11 protein-coding genes are annotated in these 17,082 nt (G+C 76.3%); 6 read left to right on the top strand and 5 right to left on the bottom strand.

Features of this window, described 5'->3' with window-relative positions:
* Positions 1-38: 38 nt before the first annotated feature.
* The 3 genes from LPA27_RS01425 to LPA27_RS01415 are packed head-to-tail and all read left to right on the top strand — an operon-like array spanning position 39 to position 6,073.
* Positions 39-3,482 carry a UvrD-helicase domain-containing protein gene (locus LPA27_RS01425; protein WP_228941240.1) on the top strand — a complete coding sequence of 1,148 codons (3,444 nt, stop codon included), beginning with the start codon at positions 39-41 and terminating at the stop codon, positions 3,480-3,482.
* Positions 3,479-5,455, top strand: coding sequence for an exodeoxyribonuclease V subunit alpha (recD, locus tag LPA27_RS01420; RefSeq protein ID WP_228941239.1), 1,977 nt, complete (start codon positions 3,479-3,481; stop codon positions 5,453-5,455). Before LPA27_RS01425 ends, recD begins: the two co-directional genes overlap by 4 nt.
* 9 nt (positions 5,456-5,464) lie before the next feature.
* Positions 5,465-6,073: an ACT domain-containing protein gene (locus LPA27_RS01415; RefSeq protein WP_056863107.1), complete on the top strand. Its 609-nt coding sequence runs from the start codon at positions 5,465-5,467 to the stop codon at positions 6,071-6,073.
* A gap of 50 nt (positions 6,074-6,123) precedes the next feature.
* Here LPA27_RS01415 and LPA27_RS01410 read toward each other — a convergent pair whose 3' ends face one another.
* Positions 6,124-6,570, bottom strand: a complete 447-nt coding sequence (locus LPA27_RS01410; protein WP_056863108.1) for a nitroreductase family deazaflavin-dependent oxidoreductase — start codon at positions 6,568-6,570, stop codon at positions 6,124-6,126.
* Positions 6,571-6,648: 78 nt separating this feature from the next.
* On the opposite strand from LPA27_RS01410, the gene LPA27_RS01405 reads away from it, so the two are divergent.
* The 3 genes from LPA27_RS01405 to LPA27_RS01395 all read left to right on the top strand — a co-directional run bounded on the left by LPA27_RS01405 (position 6,649) and on the right by LPA27_RS01395 (position 9,162).
* On the top strand, positions 6,649-7,566 hold the full coding sequence (locus LPA27_RS01405) for a 1,4-dihydroxy-2-naphthoyl-CoA synthase (protein WP_056863109.1): 918 nt from the start codon (positions 6,649-6,651) through the stop codon (positions 7,564-7,566).
* 234 nt (positions 7,567-7,800) lie between these two features.
* Entirely contained in the window at positions 7,801-8,364 is a 564-nt protein-coding gene (locus LPA27_RS01400; protein WP_228941238.1) for a DUF4333 domain-containing protein, read from the top strand.
* A gap of 99 nt (positions 8,365-8,463) precedes the next feature.
* On the top strand, positions 8,464-9,162 hold the full coding sequence (locus LPA27_RS01395) for an NAD-dependent deacylase (protein ID WP_228941237.1): 699 nt from the start codon (positions 8,464-8,466) through the stop codon (positions 9,160-9,162).
* A 104-nt stretch (positions 9,163-9,266) separates the two neighbouring features.
* Here LPA27_RS01395 and LPA27_RS01390 read toward each other — a convergent pair whose 3' ends face one another.
* From LPA27_RS01390 to treY, 4 genes are read right to left on the bottom strand one after another with little or no spacing between them, the layout of a single operon-like run.
* Positions 9,267-11,039, bottom strand: coding sequence for an ABC transporter ATP-binding protein (locus LPA27_RS01390; RefSeq protein WP_056903166.1), 1,773 nt, complete (start codon positions 11,037-11,039; stop codon positions 9,267-9,269).
* Positions 11,036-12,772, bottom strand: coding sequence for an ABC transporter transmembrane domain-containing protein (locus LPA27_RS01385; protein ID WP_228941236.1), 1,737 nt, complete (start codon positions 12,770-12,772; stop codon positions 11,036-11,038). Before LPA27_RS01385 ends, LPA27_RS01390 begins: the two co-directional genes overlap by 4 nt.
* A 58-nt stretch (positions 12,773-12,830) precedes the next feature.
* Positions 12,831-14,642 (bottom strand): malto-oligosyltrehalose trehalohydrolase, encoded by a 1,812-nt coding sequence (treZ, locus tag LPA27_RS01380; RefSeq protein ID WP_228941235.1) that lies wholly within the window; start codon positions 14,640-14,642, stop codon positions 12,831-12,833.
* 1 nt (position 14,643) lies between these two features.
* A complete protein-coding gene (treY, locus tag LPA27_RS01375; RefSeq protein WP_228941234.1) occupies positions 14,644-17,040 on the bottom strand; it encodes a malto-oligosyltrehalose synthase in 2,397 nt (798 codons plus the stop codon).
* Positions 17,041-17,082: the final 42 nt, after the last annotated feature.

The following is a 17,082-nucleotide window of genomic DNA, read 5'->3' as shown; positions in this document are numbered from 1 at the left end:
GTCCCGGGGCCGCCCCCGGGGCGGGCACGAGCGGTGCGATGGCCCCCTTCGACGTGACCGGCCCGCTGCCGACCGGCACCACCCTGCTCGAGGCCAGCGCCGGCACCGGCAAGACGTGGACCGTGGGCGCGCTGGTGACCCGCTACGTCGCGGAGGGCCTGGCGCGGCTCGACGAGATGCTGGTCATCACCTTCGGCCGCGCCGCCAGCCAGGAGCTGCGCGAGCGGGTGCGCGAGCAGCTGGTGGCAGCCGAGCGCGCTCTCGGCGACCCCGCGCACGTCGCCCCCGACGACGCCCTGCTCACGCTCCTGGTGCACGGCACGGCGTCGGCGCCCGTCGACGACGCGGAGCGCGCGGAGCGCCGCCACCGGCTGCGCGACGCCCTGGCCGGTTTCGACGGCGCGACCATCGCCACCACCCACCAGTTCTGCCAGCTCGTGCTGCGCTCCCTGGGGGTCGCCGGCGACACCGACACCGGCGCCACGCTGGTGGAGTCGATCGACGACCTCGTGGTGGAGGTCGTCGACGACCTCTACCTCGCCCGCTTCGGCCACCTCCCCGAGGCGCCGCCCTTCGACCGCGCCACCGCGCTCGAGCTGGCCCGGGCCGCGGTCGGCGACCCGCAGGCCCGGCTCGTGCCCGACGGCGGCCCCGGCTCCGAGCCCGCCCCCGACCCGGGCACGCCGGGCGGCGCCCGGCTCGTCTTCGCCGGCGCCGTGCGCGCGGAGGTCGACCGGCGCAAGCGCCGCCTGGGGGTGCTCGGCTACGACGACCTGCTCAGCCGGCTCGCCGGCGCCCTCGAGGCCGACGACGCCCCGGCGCGCGAGCGGATGCGCGCGCGCTGGCGGATCGTGCTCGTCGACGAGTTCCAGGACACCGACCCCGTGCAGTGGCAGGTGCTCGACCGCGCCTTCTCCGGCGCCGCCACCATGGTGCTCATCGGCGACCCCAAGCAGGCCATCTACGCCTTCCGGGGCGGCGACGTCGTCGCCTACCTCGCGGCCGCCTCCACCGCCACCCACCGCGCGACCCTCGCCACCAACTGGCGCAGCGACGACGGGCTCGTGCGCCGGCTGCAGACCGTGCTGCGCGGCGCCGCGCTGGGCCACCCCGAGATCGTGGTGCGCGACGTCGCGGCCCACCACGGTGCCGACGGCGCCCCGCCCCGCCTCGCCGGCGCGCCCCACCCCTCGCCCTTCCGGCTGCGCCAGGTCCTGCGGCCGGGCTTCCGGCTGCTGCGCTCCGGCGACATCCGTGCCGCCGACGCCCGCGAGCACGTCGCCCGCGACTGCGCGGGCGACATCGCCGCGCTGCTGGCCTCCGACGCCACCTGGGAGGGCCGCCCCCTGCGCGCCGCCGACGTGGCCGTGCTCGTGGCCACCCGCGACCACGGGCTGCTCGTGCAGCGTGCGCTGGCCGGTCGCGGGGTGGCCTCGGTGGTCGCCGGTGGCGGCCACGTCTTCGCCACGCCCGCCGCCGACGACTGGCTGGCGCTGCTGGAGGGCCTCGAGCAGCCGCACCGCTCGGGCCGGGTGCGGGCCGCCGCGCTCACCTGCTTCCTCGGCCACGACGTGGCCGACCTCGACGCCGACGGCGACCCCCGGGCCGACTCCCGGGCCGACTCCCGGGCCGACTCCCTCACCGACGCCGTCTCCGACACCCTGCGCGGGTGGGCGCTGCTGCTGCGCGGCCGGGGGGTGGCGGCCCTCGTGGAGGCCGCCGAGGAGCGCGGCCTGAGCGCCCGCGTGCTCGCCGGGGTCGACGGTGAGCGGCTGCTCACCGACCTGCGCCACCTCGCCCAGGTGACGCACGAGGTCGTCGTGCGCGAGCAGCTCGGGCTCACCGCGCTGCTGCAGTGGTTCCGCGACGAGCGGCGCCGCACCGCCGGCACCGAGCGCCCGCGCCGCCTCGACAGCGACCTCGCGGCGGTGCAGATCGTCACGGTCCACGGCAGCAAGGGGCTGCAGTACCCCGTGTGCTACCTCCCCTTCCTCTTCCAGACCTTCGTCCGCCCCGTCGAGGTCGCCCGCTTCCACGCCGGCCACGACCGCGCCCTCGACGTCACCGGCTCCGGGCCGCACTGGGCCGCGAGCGCCGCCGCCCACCAGCGTGAGGACGCCGGGGAGGAGCTGCGCGACCTCTACGTCGCCCTCACCCGCGCCCAGGGCCAGGTGGTGGCCTGGTGGGCCCCGACCAGGAACACCGCCGACGGCGGCCTGCACCGTCTCCTGCTCGGCCGCCAGCCCGGGGTGGCGGTGGTGCCCGACCAGCAGCCCGTGCGCGACGACGACTACGTCACCCGCGTCCTCGGGCTGCTCGAGGAGCTCGGCGGACCCACCCGCGAGGAGTCGGTGGTCGCCGAGGCCGCCGTCACGGCCCGGGCCACCGACGATGCGCCGCTCAGCCTGAGGCGCTTCGGGCGCGCCGTCGACGCCGAGTGGCGCCGCACCTCCTACTCCGGCCTGATCCGGGTCGAGGAGGAGCAGGCGGGCCCGGCCGGCCCGGCCACGCCGGGCGTGGTCAGCGAGCCCGAGGAGCCCGGTCTGCAGGACGAGGCGACGCTCGCCGGCGACGCCCTGGCCGCGGTGTCCGCCGCGGACGCCGCCGCGGCCCTCGAGCCGGGCGACCCGGTCGCGGACGCCGAGGCGGCCGTGGTCTCGCCGATGGCCGACCTGCCCGCCGGAGCCGGCTTCGGCAGCCTGGTCCACGCGGTGCTCGAGCACGCCGACCCCGACGCGCCCGACCTGCTGGCCGAGCTGCGCGGGCACACCGTCGAGCAGCTGCGCTGGTGGCCCGTCGACGTGCCCGCCGACGACCTCGCCCAGGCCCTCGTGCCGCTGCACCGCACGCCGCTCGGCCCGCTGCTCCCGGGGCTGACCCTGGGCGACATCGGTCTGGGAGACCGGCTGCGCGAGCTCGACTTCGAGATCCCGCTCGACGGTGGCGACGTGCGCGGGCGGCCCGCCGAGGTGCACCTGCGCGGCCTCGGGCGGCTGCTGCGCCAGCACCTCCCGGCCGACGACGCGCTCGCGCCGTACGCCTCGCGGCTGGAGCAGCCGCTGCTGGGCGGGCAGGTGCTGCGGGGCTACCTCTCGGGATCCATCGACGTGGTGCTGCGCGCGGAGGTCGACGGGGCGACACGCTTCGTCGTGGTCGACTACAAGACCAACCTGCTCGGCGAGCCCGGGCGCCCGCTCACCGCGGCCGACTACGCCCCCGACCGGCTGCGCGAGGCGATGCTGCACTCGCACTACCCGCTCCAGGCGCTGCTCTACTCCGTGGTCACCCACCGGTTCCTGCGCTGGCGCGTGCCCGACTACGACCCGGCGGTGCACCTGGGCGGCGTGGCCTACCTCTACGTCCGCGGCATGTGCGGACCCGGGACCCCCGTCGTCGACGGCCACCCCGCCGGCGTCTTCAGCTGGCGCCCGCCCGCCTCCCTCGTGGTGGCCGCCTCCGACCTGCTGGCGGGTGCGCCGTGATCGAGCTCTTCGACGTCGAGGACCCCCACGACCCGCGCCTGGCGCGGGCCGCCACGGGGCTGCTGCGCGACTTCAACCTCGCGGGGGTGCTGACCGCCGCCGACGTCCACGTCGCCGAGCGCGCGTGCGCACTGGCCGGGGAGACCGACGAGGAGGTGCGCCTCGCGCTGGCCCTGGCCGTGCGGGCCGTGCGTCACGGGTCGGTCTGCGTCGACCTCGCCGACCTGCTCGACCCCGCCGACCTCGTCGCCGCCCCCGAGGTGGCCGACCTGCCGTGGCCCGAGGCGACCGGGTGGGCCCAGCGGGTCGCGGCCGGGCCGCTGGCCGCCGCCGGGGTGGTGCGCGTCGAGGGCAGCCTGCTCTACCTCGACCGCTACTGGCGCGAGGAGGGGCAGGTGCGCGACGACCTGCTGGCCCGCGCCGGGCGCGCGGCGCCGACGGTCGACGAGCGCACCCTGCGCGCCGCGGAGGTGCGGGTCTTCCCCCACGACGGCTTCGACGAGCAGCGGGCCGCCGCACGCACCGCCGCCGGACGCTGGACCACCGTGCTCACCGGCGGGCCCGGCACCGGCAAGACCACCGCGGTCGCGGGCCTGCTGGCCATGCTCGCCGAGCAGGCCGAGGCCACCGGCTCCCTCCCGCGGGTGGCGCTCACCGCGCCCACCGGCAAGGCCGCCGCGCGGCTCCAGCAGGCGGTGGCCGAGGCCTCGCTGACCCTCGACGAGGAGGACCGGGCGCGCCTCGCGCCGCTCGCGCTCACCGCCTCCACCTTGCACCGCCTGCTGGGCTGGCGCCCGGGCTCGCGCACGCGCTTCCGCCACCACCGCGGCAACCGGCTGCCGCACGACGTGATCGTCGTCGACGAGACCTCGATGGTGTCGCTGACCCTCATGGCCCGCCTGGTCGAGGCCGTGCGGCCCGAGGCCCGGCTCGTGCTGGTGGGCGACCCCGACCAGCTGGCGTCGGTCGAGGCCGGGGCCGTGCTCGCCGACCTCGTGGGCGGGCTCGCCGAGCGCGACCCCGGCGCCGTGGTCGCGCTGCGCACCTCCCACCGCTTCGGCGCCGGCATCGGGCGCCTGGCGGAGGCCGTGCGCGTCGGCGACGCCGACCGCGTCCTGGCGCTGCTCGCCGACGGCGGCGAGGAGGTCGAGTGGATCGACCCGGGGCCCACCGCCGCCGGCGAGCCCCCCGGAGCCGCGGCGGCGCAGGCACCGGGGCCGGGGACGGCCCTGCTGCGTGAGGTGCTGCTGCGCCACGCCCTCGACCTGCGCGAGGCCGCAGCGGCGGGCGACGTCGAGACCGCGCTGGCCGTGCTCGAGCGCCACCGGCTCCTCTGCGCCCACCGCCAGGGCCCCTACGGCGTGCAGCACTGGAACCGTCAGGTCGAGCGCTGGGTCGCCGAGGCCACCGAGACGCCGGTCGGCCCCGGCTGGGGCCAGGAGTGGTACGTCGGACGCCCCCTGCTGGTGACCGCCAACGACTACGGCCTGCACCTCTTCAACGGCGACACCGGTGTCGTGGTCGCCGGGCCCGAGGACCCCGACGGGTCCACGTCGCAGGACCAGACCGCGGGGCGGGCCGACCGTCGCGGTCGGGGCGGGCCCGCCCTGCGCGCGGTCGTCGCCGGGGTGGGCGACCACCTCGAGCTCAGCCCCTCGCGCCTGGGTGACGTCGACACGATGCACGCGATGACGATCCACAAGAGCCAGGGCAGCCAGGCCGACGAGGTGACCGTGCTGCTGCCGCCGGAGGACTCCCCGCTGCTGAGCCGCGAGCTGTTCTACACCGCGGTCACCCGGGCCCGTCGGCGTGTGCGCGTGGTCGGCACGGAGTCGGCCGTGCGGTCCGCCGTCGAGCGCCGCGCACGGCGCGCCACGGGCCTGCGCCAGCGGCTGGCCGGTGCCGACACCCCCGCTGCGGAGGGGCCCGCAGTGCGGACAGCGGGAAATCCGCCGGCAACACCGACGCACTAGGGTCGCGGCGTGTCCTTCCTGTTGCGTGTCGAGCTGCCCGACGTCCCCGGATCGCTGGGACGCCTCGCGGGCGCCATCGGTGAGGCCGGGGGCGACATCGAGGCGATCGAGATCGTCGAGAAGCGCCACGACGGCACCGCCCTCGACGACGTGCTGCTCGAGCTGCCGCCCACCGCCATGCCCGACACCATCGTCTCGGCCTGCAACGCGCTCGCCGGGGTGCGGGTGGTGTGGATCAGCCGCTACGGCGCCGGTGGCAACCTCTTCCTCGACCTCGAGGCCGTCGAGGACCTCACCACCAACCCGAGCGAGGCCCCCGACCGGCTGGTCGACCTGCTGCCGGTGGTCTTCCGCTCCGACTGGGCCGCGCGGGTGCACCGCTCGCAGGGCGTCACCTACGCCACCGCGGCGGCCCCCGCCGTGCTCCCCTTCGTCGAGGTCGAGCGCGCGGCGCGCCTCGAGGTCGAGGGCGAGGAGACGACCATCCACGTCGGCGCCCGGCTCTCGGGCAACGAGATCGTCGTCGTCGGGCGCCGCGGCGGCCCGGAGTTCCTCGACTCCGAGGTCGCCCGGATCGGCCACCTGGCCGGCCTGGCCATGACCATCGCCCGGCCCTGACCCGGTGACCCTCACATGGTGGGCCTGACCCGGCCCGAGCGGGCCGGGTCTCAGTCGGTGCGCTCGAGCAGGAAGACCGGGATCTCGCGGTCGGTCTTCTCCTGGTACTCGGCGTACGGCGAGTAGACCGCCACCGCCCGCTCCCACCACACGGCGCGCTCCTCGCCCTCGGCCACGCGCGCCCGGTAGGTGTGGGGCTCGGGGCCGTCCTGGAGCTCGACCTCGGGGTGGGCCAGGAAGTTGTGGTACCACGTCGGGTGCTCGGGGGCGCCGCCCTTGGAGGCGACCGCGGCGTAGACGCCGTCGTGCTCGACGCGCATCACGGGGTTCTTGCGCAGCTTGCCGGACTTCGCGCCCCGCGAGGTGATCACCACGATCGGCCAGTCGGGGCGGTCGGGCAGCGTGTTGGCCTCGGCGCCGCCGGTGGCCTCGTAGCGCTCGACCTGCTCGCGGACCCATTTCTCGGGGCTCGGCTCGTACTCTCCACTCAGTGCCATGGGGCCAGGAGACCACGCGGCGCGGCGGTATTCCAGACCCCGGCGGGTCGCAGCGGCCCGCGGCGATAGCCTGCCCGCATGAGCGCCATCGACGGGGTGTCGGAGATCTTCGACGCCGAGGCCTGGGACGTCGTGCCCGGCTTCGAGGACCTGACCGACCTGACCTACCACCGCGCGCGGGCGCACGGCACGGTGCGGGTGGCCTTCGACCGCCCCGACGTGCTCAACGCCTTCCGCCCCCACACCGTCGACGAGCTGCTGCGGGTGCTCGAGCACGCCCGCACCACCAGCGACGTCGGCTGCGTCCTGCTCACCGGCAACGGCCCGGCCGAGCGGCACGGCAAGTGGGCCTTCTGCACCGGCGGCGACCAGCGCATCCGCGGCCGCGCGGGCTATCAGTACGCCGAGGGCGAGACCGTCGAGACCGTCGACAAGGCCCGCCTCGGGCGCCTGCACATCCTCGAGGTGCAGCGGCTGATCCGCTTCATGCCCAAGGTCGTCATCTGCGTCGTGCCGGGCTGGACCGCCGGCGGCGGCCACAGCCTCCACGTCGTGTGCGACCTGACCCTGGCCAGCCTCGAGCAGGCCCGCTTCAAGCAGACCGACGCCGACGTCGGCTCCTTCGACGGCGGCTTCGGCTCGGCCTACCTCGCCCGCCAGGTGGGCCAGAAGGTCGCCCGCGAGATCTTCTTCCTCGGCCAGGAGTACTCCGCCGAGGACGGCGTGCGCATGGGCACCGTCAACCGCGCCGTGCCCCACGCCGAGCTCGAGGCCACCGCCCTGGAGTGGGGCCGCCTGGTCAACGGCAAGTCGCCCACCGCCCAGCGGATGCTGAAGTACTCCTTCAACGCCATCGACGACGGCCTCGTGGGCCAGCAGCTCTTCGCCGGGGAGACCACCCGCCTGGCCTACATGACCGACGAGGCCCAGGAGGGCCGCGACCAGTTCCTCGAGAAGCGCGAGCCCGACTGGTCGCCCTTCCCCTGGTACTACTGAGCCGCGCCGCGATCGCGTCCTACTGATCGTTGCGACCACTGGCAGGGCGTCATGACTGTCAGGTAGAGGTCGCAACGGTCAGTAGGACGCGCGCCGCCCGTCCGCGGGCCGGCGCGGGGGACGGCTAGACCGGGTGGACCGGGCGCGGCGTTCGGGCCCGGCGGGGGCGCGGACGGCTCCATACTGGCGCGGGCCCGCGATCGCGGGCAGCCAGGTCGACCGCCGAGGTGTCCCGTGCCGCGTCCCACCCGTCAGCCCTCCACGTCGTCGCCCGCCCGTCGCGCGGGCCTCGCGCTCGCCGCGGCCGTCGCCCTGCTGGCCGCGGGCTGCAGCGGCTCGGTCAGCGCCGGCACCGAGACGGCGACGGTCGCCCAGGAGGAGCTCGAGACCCAGGTCGCGGGCTTCATCACCGGAGCCGACGCCGACACGATCGACGTCACCTGCGAGGGCGACCTCGACGCCGAGGAGGGCGCCTCGCAGGAGTGCGTCGCCACCGCCGAGGGCGACCCGCAGGAGACCAACATCCGTGCCACGGTGGAGACCGTCAACGAGGACGACGTCGACTTCTCCATCGACCTCTACGTCACCGCCGCGGCCCTGGCCGACTTCGTGGCCGACTACGTCGAGGACCAGGGCATCACCGTGGACTCCGTCGAGTGCTCCGACGACCTCTCGGCCACCCCGGGCGACACCTCGCGCTGCGAGATCGCCTCGCCCGACGGCGAGGGCGCCGTGGAGGCGACGTCGACGGGCAACGACGGCCTCCAGGTCATCTTCGACATCGTCGACGCGGGCTGAGCGGCCCACGCCCGGACGAGGGGGCTCCCGGGTCGGGCGCGGTCGCTCCGCGGACGCAGCGGGGCGCCCCGCGCGCAGGGACCCCCTAGGGTGGCGGCCGTGAGGATCGTCGTGCTGACCGGGGCGGGCATCTCCGCCGAGAGCGGGGTGCCGACCTTCCGCGACGCCGACGGGCTGTGGGAGGGCCACCGCGTCGAGGACGTCGCCACGCCGGAGGCCTACGTCGCCGACCCGGTGCTGGTCCACGAGTTCTACGACGCACGCCGCGCCGCGCTCGCCGGCGTCGTGCCCAACCCCGCCCACCGCGCGCTCGCGCGGCTGGAGGAGGCGCTGGGCGACGACCTGCTCGTGGTGACCCAGAACATCGACGACCTGCACGAGCGCGCCGGCTCCACCCGGGTGCTGCACATGCACGGCGAGCTGCTCAAGGCGTGGTGCCTGGCCTGCGAGGGCCGTCACCCCTGGGACGGCCCGATGGGCGGCGACCCCGCCTGCCCCGGCTGCGGGGCCCCGGCGCTGCGGCCCGACGTGGTGTGGTTCGGGGAGATCCCCTACGAGATGGACCGCATCCTCGACTCCCTCGGCCGCGCCGACCTCTTCGTCTCCATCGGCACCTCCGGCGCGGTCTACCCCGCCGCCGGCTTCGTGCAGCAGGCCGCCCGCCACGGTGTGCGCACCCTCGAGCTCAACCTGCAGCCCAGCGAGGGCACCGCGTGGTTCCGCGAGGCCCGTCACGGCCCCGCCGGCGTCCTCGTGCCCGCCTGGGTCGAGGACCTCCTCGGCCCCGCCGCCGACTGACCCGCCCCACGCCGCCACCGGTCACGCCGCGCCGCCCAGCGCTCACGCCCCGTCAGCGCATCTGCCGCCCGTCACGACGGGCCGGCAGAGGAGGCGACCCGGCGTCACAGCTGCGCGGGGGGAGCGGGCTCGGTGCCCGACCAGGCGGCCCAGAGGCGGGCGTAGGGGCCGCCGGCGGCCACGAGGTCGGCGTGGGGGCCGTCCTCGACGACGCGACCGGCCGCCATGACGACCACCCGGTCGGCGCTGGCGGCCTGGGTGAGCCGGTGGGCGATCGTCAGCGAGGTGCGGCCACGGGTGACGGCGAGGGCAGCGGCCTCGAGGTCGCGGGCGCCGGCGGAGCCGGCCTCGGCGGTGGCCTCGTCGAGCACGACCACCAGCGGGTCGGCCAGCACGACGCGGGCCAGCGCGAGCTGCTGGGCCTGGGCCGGGGTGAGGGGGTGGGCGGAGGCGCCCACCGCGGTGTCCAGCCCCTCGGGCAGCGCCCGCACCCAGCCGAGGGCGCCGACGGCGTCGAGGGCGTCGACCACCTCGGCCTCCTCGGCCCCGGGGTGGGCCAGGGTGAGGTTGTCGCGCACGCTGCCGGTGAAGACGTGCACCTCCTGGCTCACCAGCGCCACGGTCGGTCGGCCCGCGCGACCCGGCGCGACGACCCGGTCGGCGGCCAGGCCCCCGACCAGCACCTCCCCGCGGGTCGGGGCGAGGCGCCCGGCGACCACCGAGCCGAGGGTGGTCTTGCCCGCGCCGCTGGCCCCGACGACGGCCACGCGCTGCCCGGCGGGCACCCGCAGCGAGACCCCGTCGACGGCCGGGCGGCCCTCGGCGTACTCGTGGGTGAGGTCGCGGACCTCCAGGGTGGTGTCGGTGCCGGCGCGGGTGCCGTGGGGCGGCACGCGCGCGGGCAGCAGGGCGAGGCCGGCGAGGCGGGTCAGCGAGGCGCCGGCCGACTGGGCGGCGTCGAAGAGGAAGAGCACGGCGCCGATGGGGTTGAAGAGCCGGTGGAAGTACAGCCCCGCGGCGGTGACCTCGCCGACGCTGGCCTCCCCGGCGCGCACCAGCAGGAAGCCCGCGACGAGCACGAGCAGCAGGCCCACCAGCTCGGCGCGGTTGAGCCGCAGCCCGAAGCGGGTGAAGAAGCCGACCACGTCGAGGGAGATCCGCGCCGAGGCCCACGAGGCGGCGTCGACCTGCTCCTGGTGGGCGGCGGAGAGGCCGTGGGCGCGCAGGGTGCGGCTGCCGTGCACGCCGGTGAGGAAGGCCTGTGCGCGCACGCCGTTGGCCTCGCGCTCGCGCTGGTAGAGGGGGGCGGAGCGGGGGAGGTACCACCGCAGCGCCCGCACGTACGCCGGGGCCGTCAGCAGCCCGGCCAGCCCCAGCCGCCAGTCGAGCGCGAAGAGTCCGCCGGCGGTGAGCACGATCGCGAGCGCCGAGCCCACGAGCAGCGGCACCACCTCGGTGAGCGACTGCGCGACGAGGCGCACGTCGTCGCCGACGCGGCTGAGCAGGTCGCCGCTGCCGGCCTCCTCGACGGTGGCGCCGTCGAGGTGCAGCGCCCGGTCGAGGGCCTGCTCGCGCAGCTCGGCCAGCGCCGGCTCGCCGGCCCGTGCGAGGCGGCCCGTGGCGAGCGCGGTGCCGACCATGACCACGACGGCGGCGCCGAGGATCCACAGCGCCGAGCGCACGACGTCGTCGCGGCTGCCGCCCTCGGCGACGGTGTCGACGACGGCGCCGAGCTGCCAGGGCGCGACGAGACCGGCCAGCCCGACGAGCACGTAGAGCCCGGCGGTGAGCGCGACGTCGAGGCGACGACGGCGCAGCAGGGTCAGCGTCAGCCGGGCGGCCTCGCGGGGGGTGGAGCGGGGGAGCAGGGTGGTCATCGCAGCACCGCCTCGCGGTAGGCGCTGTCGTCGCGCACCAGCTGCGCGTGGGTGCCGGTGGCCCTCACCCGCCCCGCGTCGAGGTGCACGACGCGGTGGGCGCGCGCCAGCAGCACCGGGCTGCTCGTGAGCAGCAGCGTCGTGGGCGCGCCACTCGTGGCGGCCGCCGCCCCCTGCTCGCCCGGGTGGCGCTCCGCGACGAGGGCGGCGGCGATGCGGTGCTCGGTGACGGCGTCGACAGCGGTGGTGGGGTCGTGGAGCACGAGCACGGGGGCCGGTGCGGCGAGGGCGCGGGCCAGCCCGACCCGCTGGCGCTGCCCGCCGGAGAGCGTGGTGCCGCCGACCGTGACCGGCTCCTCCAGCCCGCCCGCGCAGTGGGCGACCACCTCGTCGGCGGCCGAGGCGACGAGCACGGCTGTGAGGCGCTCGTCGTCGAGGCGGCCGCCGGGGTCGACGTTGCTGCGCAGGGTGCCCTCGAAGAGGTCGACCTGGTGGTCGGCGACCAGCAGCAGCCGGCGGGTCTCGGCCAGGGTCAGGTCGGTGAGCGGTGTGTCGCCGAGGCGCACCTCGCCGCGGTCGGGTCGCAGCTCGCCACGCAGCAGCCGCACCAGGGCGGCGGCGTCGGCGGGGTCCTCGGCCACGACGGCGACCAGCTCGCCGGGGGCGGCGCGCAGGTCCACGCCCCGCAGCGTGCCGCTGTGGACGTCGTGGAGGGCGAGGTCGGCCGGGCCGGTGGCCGCGGCCTCGCCCGCGAGCAGCAGCCGGGGCGTGGCGAGCACCGTGACGAGGCGGTCGGCCGAGGCCCGCGACTGGGCGAGCTGGGCCACGAAGTAGGCCAGGGTCTGCAGCGGCTCGGCCACGAACTGCGCGAGGCCGACGACCGCGATGAGCTCCCCGATGCTCAGCGCCCCGTCGAGGGCGCGCGAGCCAGCGACCAGGGCGACCACCACCAGCACGACGCCGCTGAGCCCCTGGGTCGCGCCGTACAGCAGGCCCTCCCAGCGGGCGGCGGCGACGCTGGCCTCGGCGGCGCGGTGGCTCTCGTGGCGGTAGCGCGCCAGCGCGACGTCCTCGGCGCCGATGCCCTTGAGCGGGCGCAGGCCTGTGACGAGGTCGGTGGCGATGCCGGTGGCGCGTCCGAGCGCCTCCTGGCGCACCGCGCTGCGGCGGGTGAGGGGGCCGGCCAGCAGGTGGTTGACGAGCAGCGCGACCGGTACGCCGACCAGCACCACCAGCGTCAGCACCAGGTCGATGCGGGCCAGCACCACCGCGGTGACCGCGAAGCCGACCACCGCCGCCACCGCGAACCACGCCTGGCGCAGCACCGCCGCGGCCTGGTCGGCGTCGCCGGTGGCCACCGCGAGCAGGTCGCCGGGCACCTGGTCGGCGCGGGCGCCACGGGGGTCGAGCAGGTGGCCCGACACCTCCGTGCGCAGCCGGTGCCCCTCGCGCTGCAGCGCGCCCTCACCGACGATCGCGCCGCCGCGGTAGCTGAAGGCCAGGGTCGCGAAGAGCGCGCAGAGCACCCCGCCCCACAGCGCCAGCGCCGACCACGAGCCGGTGGCGACGGCGCGGTCGACGACCACGCCGATCATCACCGGCACCATCGCCTCGCACACCTGCCACACCGCGATCAGCGCCGACGCGCCGCCGAGCCGGGGGGCGTTGCGCCGCAGCGCCCGCCGCAGCAGAGCCCCGCCGGTGGCCGGCGCGGGAGCGGGGGTCGTCGGCACCGGGTAAGGCTAGCCTTACTTGTCCGCCGCCGAGCGGGTGGGGCGTGCCGAGGACGCGTCAGACCGGCTCGACCACCGCGCCCGCGTGGGCGGGCAGGGTGAGCGTGCCGGAGGCGTCGAGGACGACCCCGTCGGCGGTGGCCAGGAGCACCTCGCCCGGGCCGGTGGTGACCACGACGGGCCGGTCGCCGAGGTTGGCGACCACGCGCAGCGAGCCGCGGCCCATGGTGACCAGCCGGGCCGCCTCGTCGACCTCGCAGGTGGTGGCGCCGAAGGCGGGGTCGGTGAGCTCGGGCCGGGCCCGGCGCAGGGCGACGAGGCGGCGGTAGAGGTCGAGCACGCGGGCGTGCACGCCGTCGCCGGCCGCGGGGTCCTCGACCTGCGACCAGTCCAGCTTCGAGCGCTCGAAGGACGCGGGGTCCTGCGGGTCGGGCACGGCGTCGGGGTCCCAGCCCATCTTCGCGAACTCCGCGATCCGTCCCTCGGCGGTCGCCTTGCCCAGCTCGGGCTCGGGGTGGCTGGTGAAGAACTGGAACGGCGTGGAGGCCGCCCACTCCTCGCCCTGGAACAGCATCGGGGTGAAGGGGCCGGTGAGCGTGAGCAGCGCGGCCAGACCGAGGCCGCCCTCGTCGAGGTGCTCGGTGAGCCGGTCGCCGACGGCGCGGTTGCCGATCTGGTCGTGGTTCTGGTTGCAGACCACCAGGCGCCAGGTCGGCATGGTCGCGGTGTCGACGGGCCGGCCGTGGTCGGCCTCGCGGAAGGAGCTGTAGGTGCCGTCGTGGAAGAAGCCGCGGGTGATCACCTTGGCCAGGGCCTCGAGCGGGTCGAAGTCGGCGTAGTAGCCGGTGGTCTCGCCGGTGAGCGCGACGTGCACGGCGTGGTGGAAGTCGTCGCTCCACTGCGCGTCGAGACCGCGCCCGCCGCCCTCGCGGGGGGTGACCATGCGGGTGTCGTTGAGGTCGGACTCCGCGATGAGCGTGAGGGGGCGGCGCAGGTGGGCCGACAGCGCGGCGACCTCGAGGCCCATCTCCTCCAGCAGGTGCACCGCGGAGGTGTCCTGCAGCGCGTGCACGGCGTCGAGGCGCAGCGCGTCGACGTGGTAGTCCTCGAGCCACATCGCGACGTTGTCGAGGATGTAGCGGCGCACCTGCGCCGAGCCCTCCTGGTCGAGGTTGACCAGGTCGCCCCAGGTGTTGCGGCCCTCGGTGAGGTAGGGGCCGTAGAGCGGCAGGTAGTTGCCGGAGGGACCGAGGTGGTTGTAGACGACGTCCTGCACCACGCCGAGCCCGGCGGCGTGGCAGCCGTCGACGAAGCGCTGGTAGGCCTCGGGCCCGCCGTAGGACTCGTCCACGGCGTACCAGGCGACGCCGTCGTAGCCCCAGTTGTGGGTGCCGTTGAAGGCGTTGACCGGCATCACCTCGACGAGGTCGACGCCGAGGTCGACCAGGTGGTCGAGGCGTCCCAGCGCGGCGTCGAGGGTGCCCTCGGGGGTGAAGGTGCCGACGTGGAGCTCGTAGACGACCGAGCCGGCGAGCTGGCGCCCGGTCCAGGCGCCGTCGCCCCAGGCGTACGCCGAGGGGTCGAAGCTGCGCGAGAGGCCGTGGACGCCGTCGGGCTGGCGCCGCGAGCGCGGGTCGGGACGCGGGGTGTCGTCGTCGTCGAGCAGGTAGCCGTAGTCGACGGGTCCGGCGTCGGCGCCGGGCACCGCGCCGGCGGGGGTCCACCAGCCGTCGTCGCCGCGGGTCATCGCCACCGGCTCGGCGCCGGCGACGTGCAGCCGCACCCGCTCGGGCACGGGCGCCCAGACGTCGAAGGGCCCGCGCACGGGGGCGCGGGTCGTGCCGGTCGTGGATCCGGTGGTCCCGGTCATGTCAGTCCTCCCTCACCAGCAGCGCGACGGGGTAGGTCGCGAGCACGTCGTCGAGCGCGAGCCCCTGCTCGTCGGCGGTCACGACGCGGTCGGAGACCACGTCGCGCCACGCGCCGGCCGGCAGCTCGAGCCGGGTGTCCTGCCAGCCGCCGCGTCCGGCGAGCCCGGCGGGCAGCCGCGTGGCCACGGTGACCGCGCCGCCGCGGTCGAAGGCGAGCACGTGGTCGGCCGCGGGGCCGCTCGCGCGCACCCCGTCGTACGACGAGAAGAGCTCGGGCCGCCCGCGGCGCAGGCCGAGGGCGCGGGCCGTGACGCGGAGCTTGGCCGCGCCGTGGTCGTCGACCGAGGCGGTCAGCGGCGGAGCCCCGGCGCCGTCGGCGGCGACCTCGGCGAGCAGCGCGACGCGGTCGTCGAAGTCGACGGGGCGCCGGTTGTCGGGGTCGACCAGCGACTGCTCCCACAGCTCGGAGCCCTGGTAGACGTCGGGCACGCCGGGCATGGTGATCGCCACGAGCTTGGCGGCCAGCGCGTTGCTCCAGCCCGGCCCGGTGACCTGCGCGAGCAGGCCGTCGAGCACGGCGCGGACCTCGGCGGAGTCGATCGCGGCGTCGACGGCGGCGTGGACCGCCGCCTCGTAGGCCTCGTCGGGCTCGGTCCAGGTGGTGCGGTCACCGGCCTCGCGCATCGCCTTCATCGCGTAGCCGTGGAGGCGCTCGCGCAGGTCGGCGGGCACCTCGCCGGTGACCCCGGCGCCGTCGGAGCTGGCCGGCCAGGCGCCCAGCACGGCCTGCCACAGCAGCGAGCCGAAGCCGGGATCGGGGAGCGGCGCGAGGGCCAGCAGCCGCTCCAGCGCGGCGGCCCAGTCCTCGGGGCGCTCGGCGAGCACGGTGATGCGGGCGCGCACGTCCTCGCCGCGCTTGGTGTCGTGGGTCGACAGCGTGGTCATGGCGTGGGGCCACTCCCGCTGCCGCTCGGTCATCGCGTCGTGGAAGGCGGTGACGGGCAGGGCGAAGACGCTGGGGTCGCCGCCGACCTCGTTGAGGGAGGTCAGGCGCGACCAGCGGTAGAAGGCGCAGTCCTCGACGCCCTTGGCCATGACCATGCCGCTGGTCTGCTGGAAGCGGCGCGCCGGCGGGTGCCAGATGTCGCCGAGCACGGGGCGCAGCACGTCGAGGGTGCCGGCCAGGTCGGGGCGGTGCTCGCGGGCCAGCGCGAAGGCCTCGTCGAGGTGCTCGACGCCGTCGGGCAGGTAGGAGCGGTAGACGGGGAAGCAGGCCAGCAGCTCGGCCACGGCGTCGACGACCGCGGCCTCGGGGGCCTCGGTGGTGACCCGGCGCACCTCGCGGGTGATCCGGCGGACCTCGCTGCCGAGGATGCCGTCGGCGACCTCGCGCTTGGTGTCGTGGATCATCGCGGCCCAGTCGACCTCGTGGCCGCGCAGGCGGGTCTCGAGCGCGTCGAGCGGCGCCTGGCCGGCGGGGTCGGTGAGCACGCGGTCGAGGTGGCCCAGGGCGTCGTAGCCGGTGGTGCCGTCGGTGGCCCAGGAGTCGCTGAGCCGCTCGCCGGGCTCGAGGATCTTCTCGACGAGCACGTAGGCGCCGCCGGTGAGGTCGCGCAGGTCGTCGAGGTAGCGCTGGGGGTCGCGCAGGCCGTCGGGGTGGTCGACGCGCAGGCCGTCGACGAGGCCCTCGGTGAACCAGCGGCGGATCTCGCGGTGCGACTCGGCGAAGACCTCGGGGTCCTCCACGCGCAGCGCGGCGAGGGTGTTGACGGCGAAGAAGCGGCGGTAGTTGAGCCCGTCGTCGGCGGTGTGCCAGCTGACGAGCTCGTAGTGCTGCAGCGCGTGGACGGCCTGCGGGTCGTCGCCGCCCGCGGTGCCGGGGCCGGCCGTGCCGGGGGCCACGGGGTAGTGGTTGTCGTGGTAGAGCAGCTCGCCGCGGTCGGGGGAGAGGGTGAGGTGGCCGATGGGTCCGCCGTCGCCCTCGGGCAGGTCGTCGTCGCCGACGACCGGGATCCGGATGCGGCCGTCGCCGGCGGCCCAGTCGACGTCGAAGGCGGTGGCGTGCTCCGACTCGCGGCCGAGCTTGAGCACGTCCCACCACCACTGCTCGTCGGTGGGCGTGGCCACGCCGACGTGGTTGGGCACGATGTCGACGAGCACGCCCAGCCCGAGCCGGCGGGCCTCGGCCGACACCGCGGCCAGGCCCTCGGCGCCGCCGCGGGACTCGTCCACGCGGTCGTGGGCGACCACGTCGTAGCCGTGGTCGCTGCCGGGCTCGGCGGCCAGCAGCGGCGAGAGGTAGACCCAGTCGACGCCGAGGTCGCGCAGGTACTCCAGCCGCCCCGCAGCGGTGTGCAGGTCGAAGTCCTCGGTGATCTGCAGGCGGTACGTCGACACCGGTCGCCGGGTGCCGCCGGCGGGGGTGGCCCCGGGTGCGGA

This window comes from Nocardioides sp. Leaf374 (assembly GCF_916862475.1).
GTDB lineage: Bacteria > Actinomycetota > Actinomycetes > Propionibacteriales > Nocardioidaceae > Nocardioides > Nocardioides kribbensis.
This window is presented reverse-complemented; position numbering and strand designations above follow the sequence as displayed.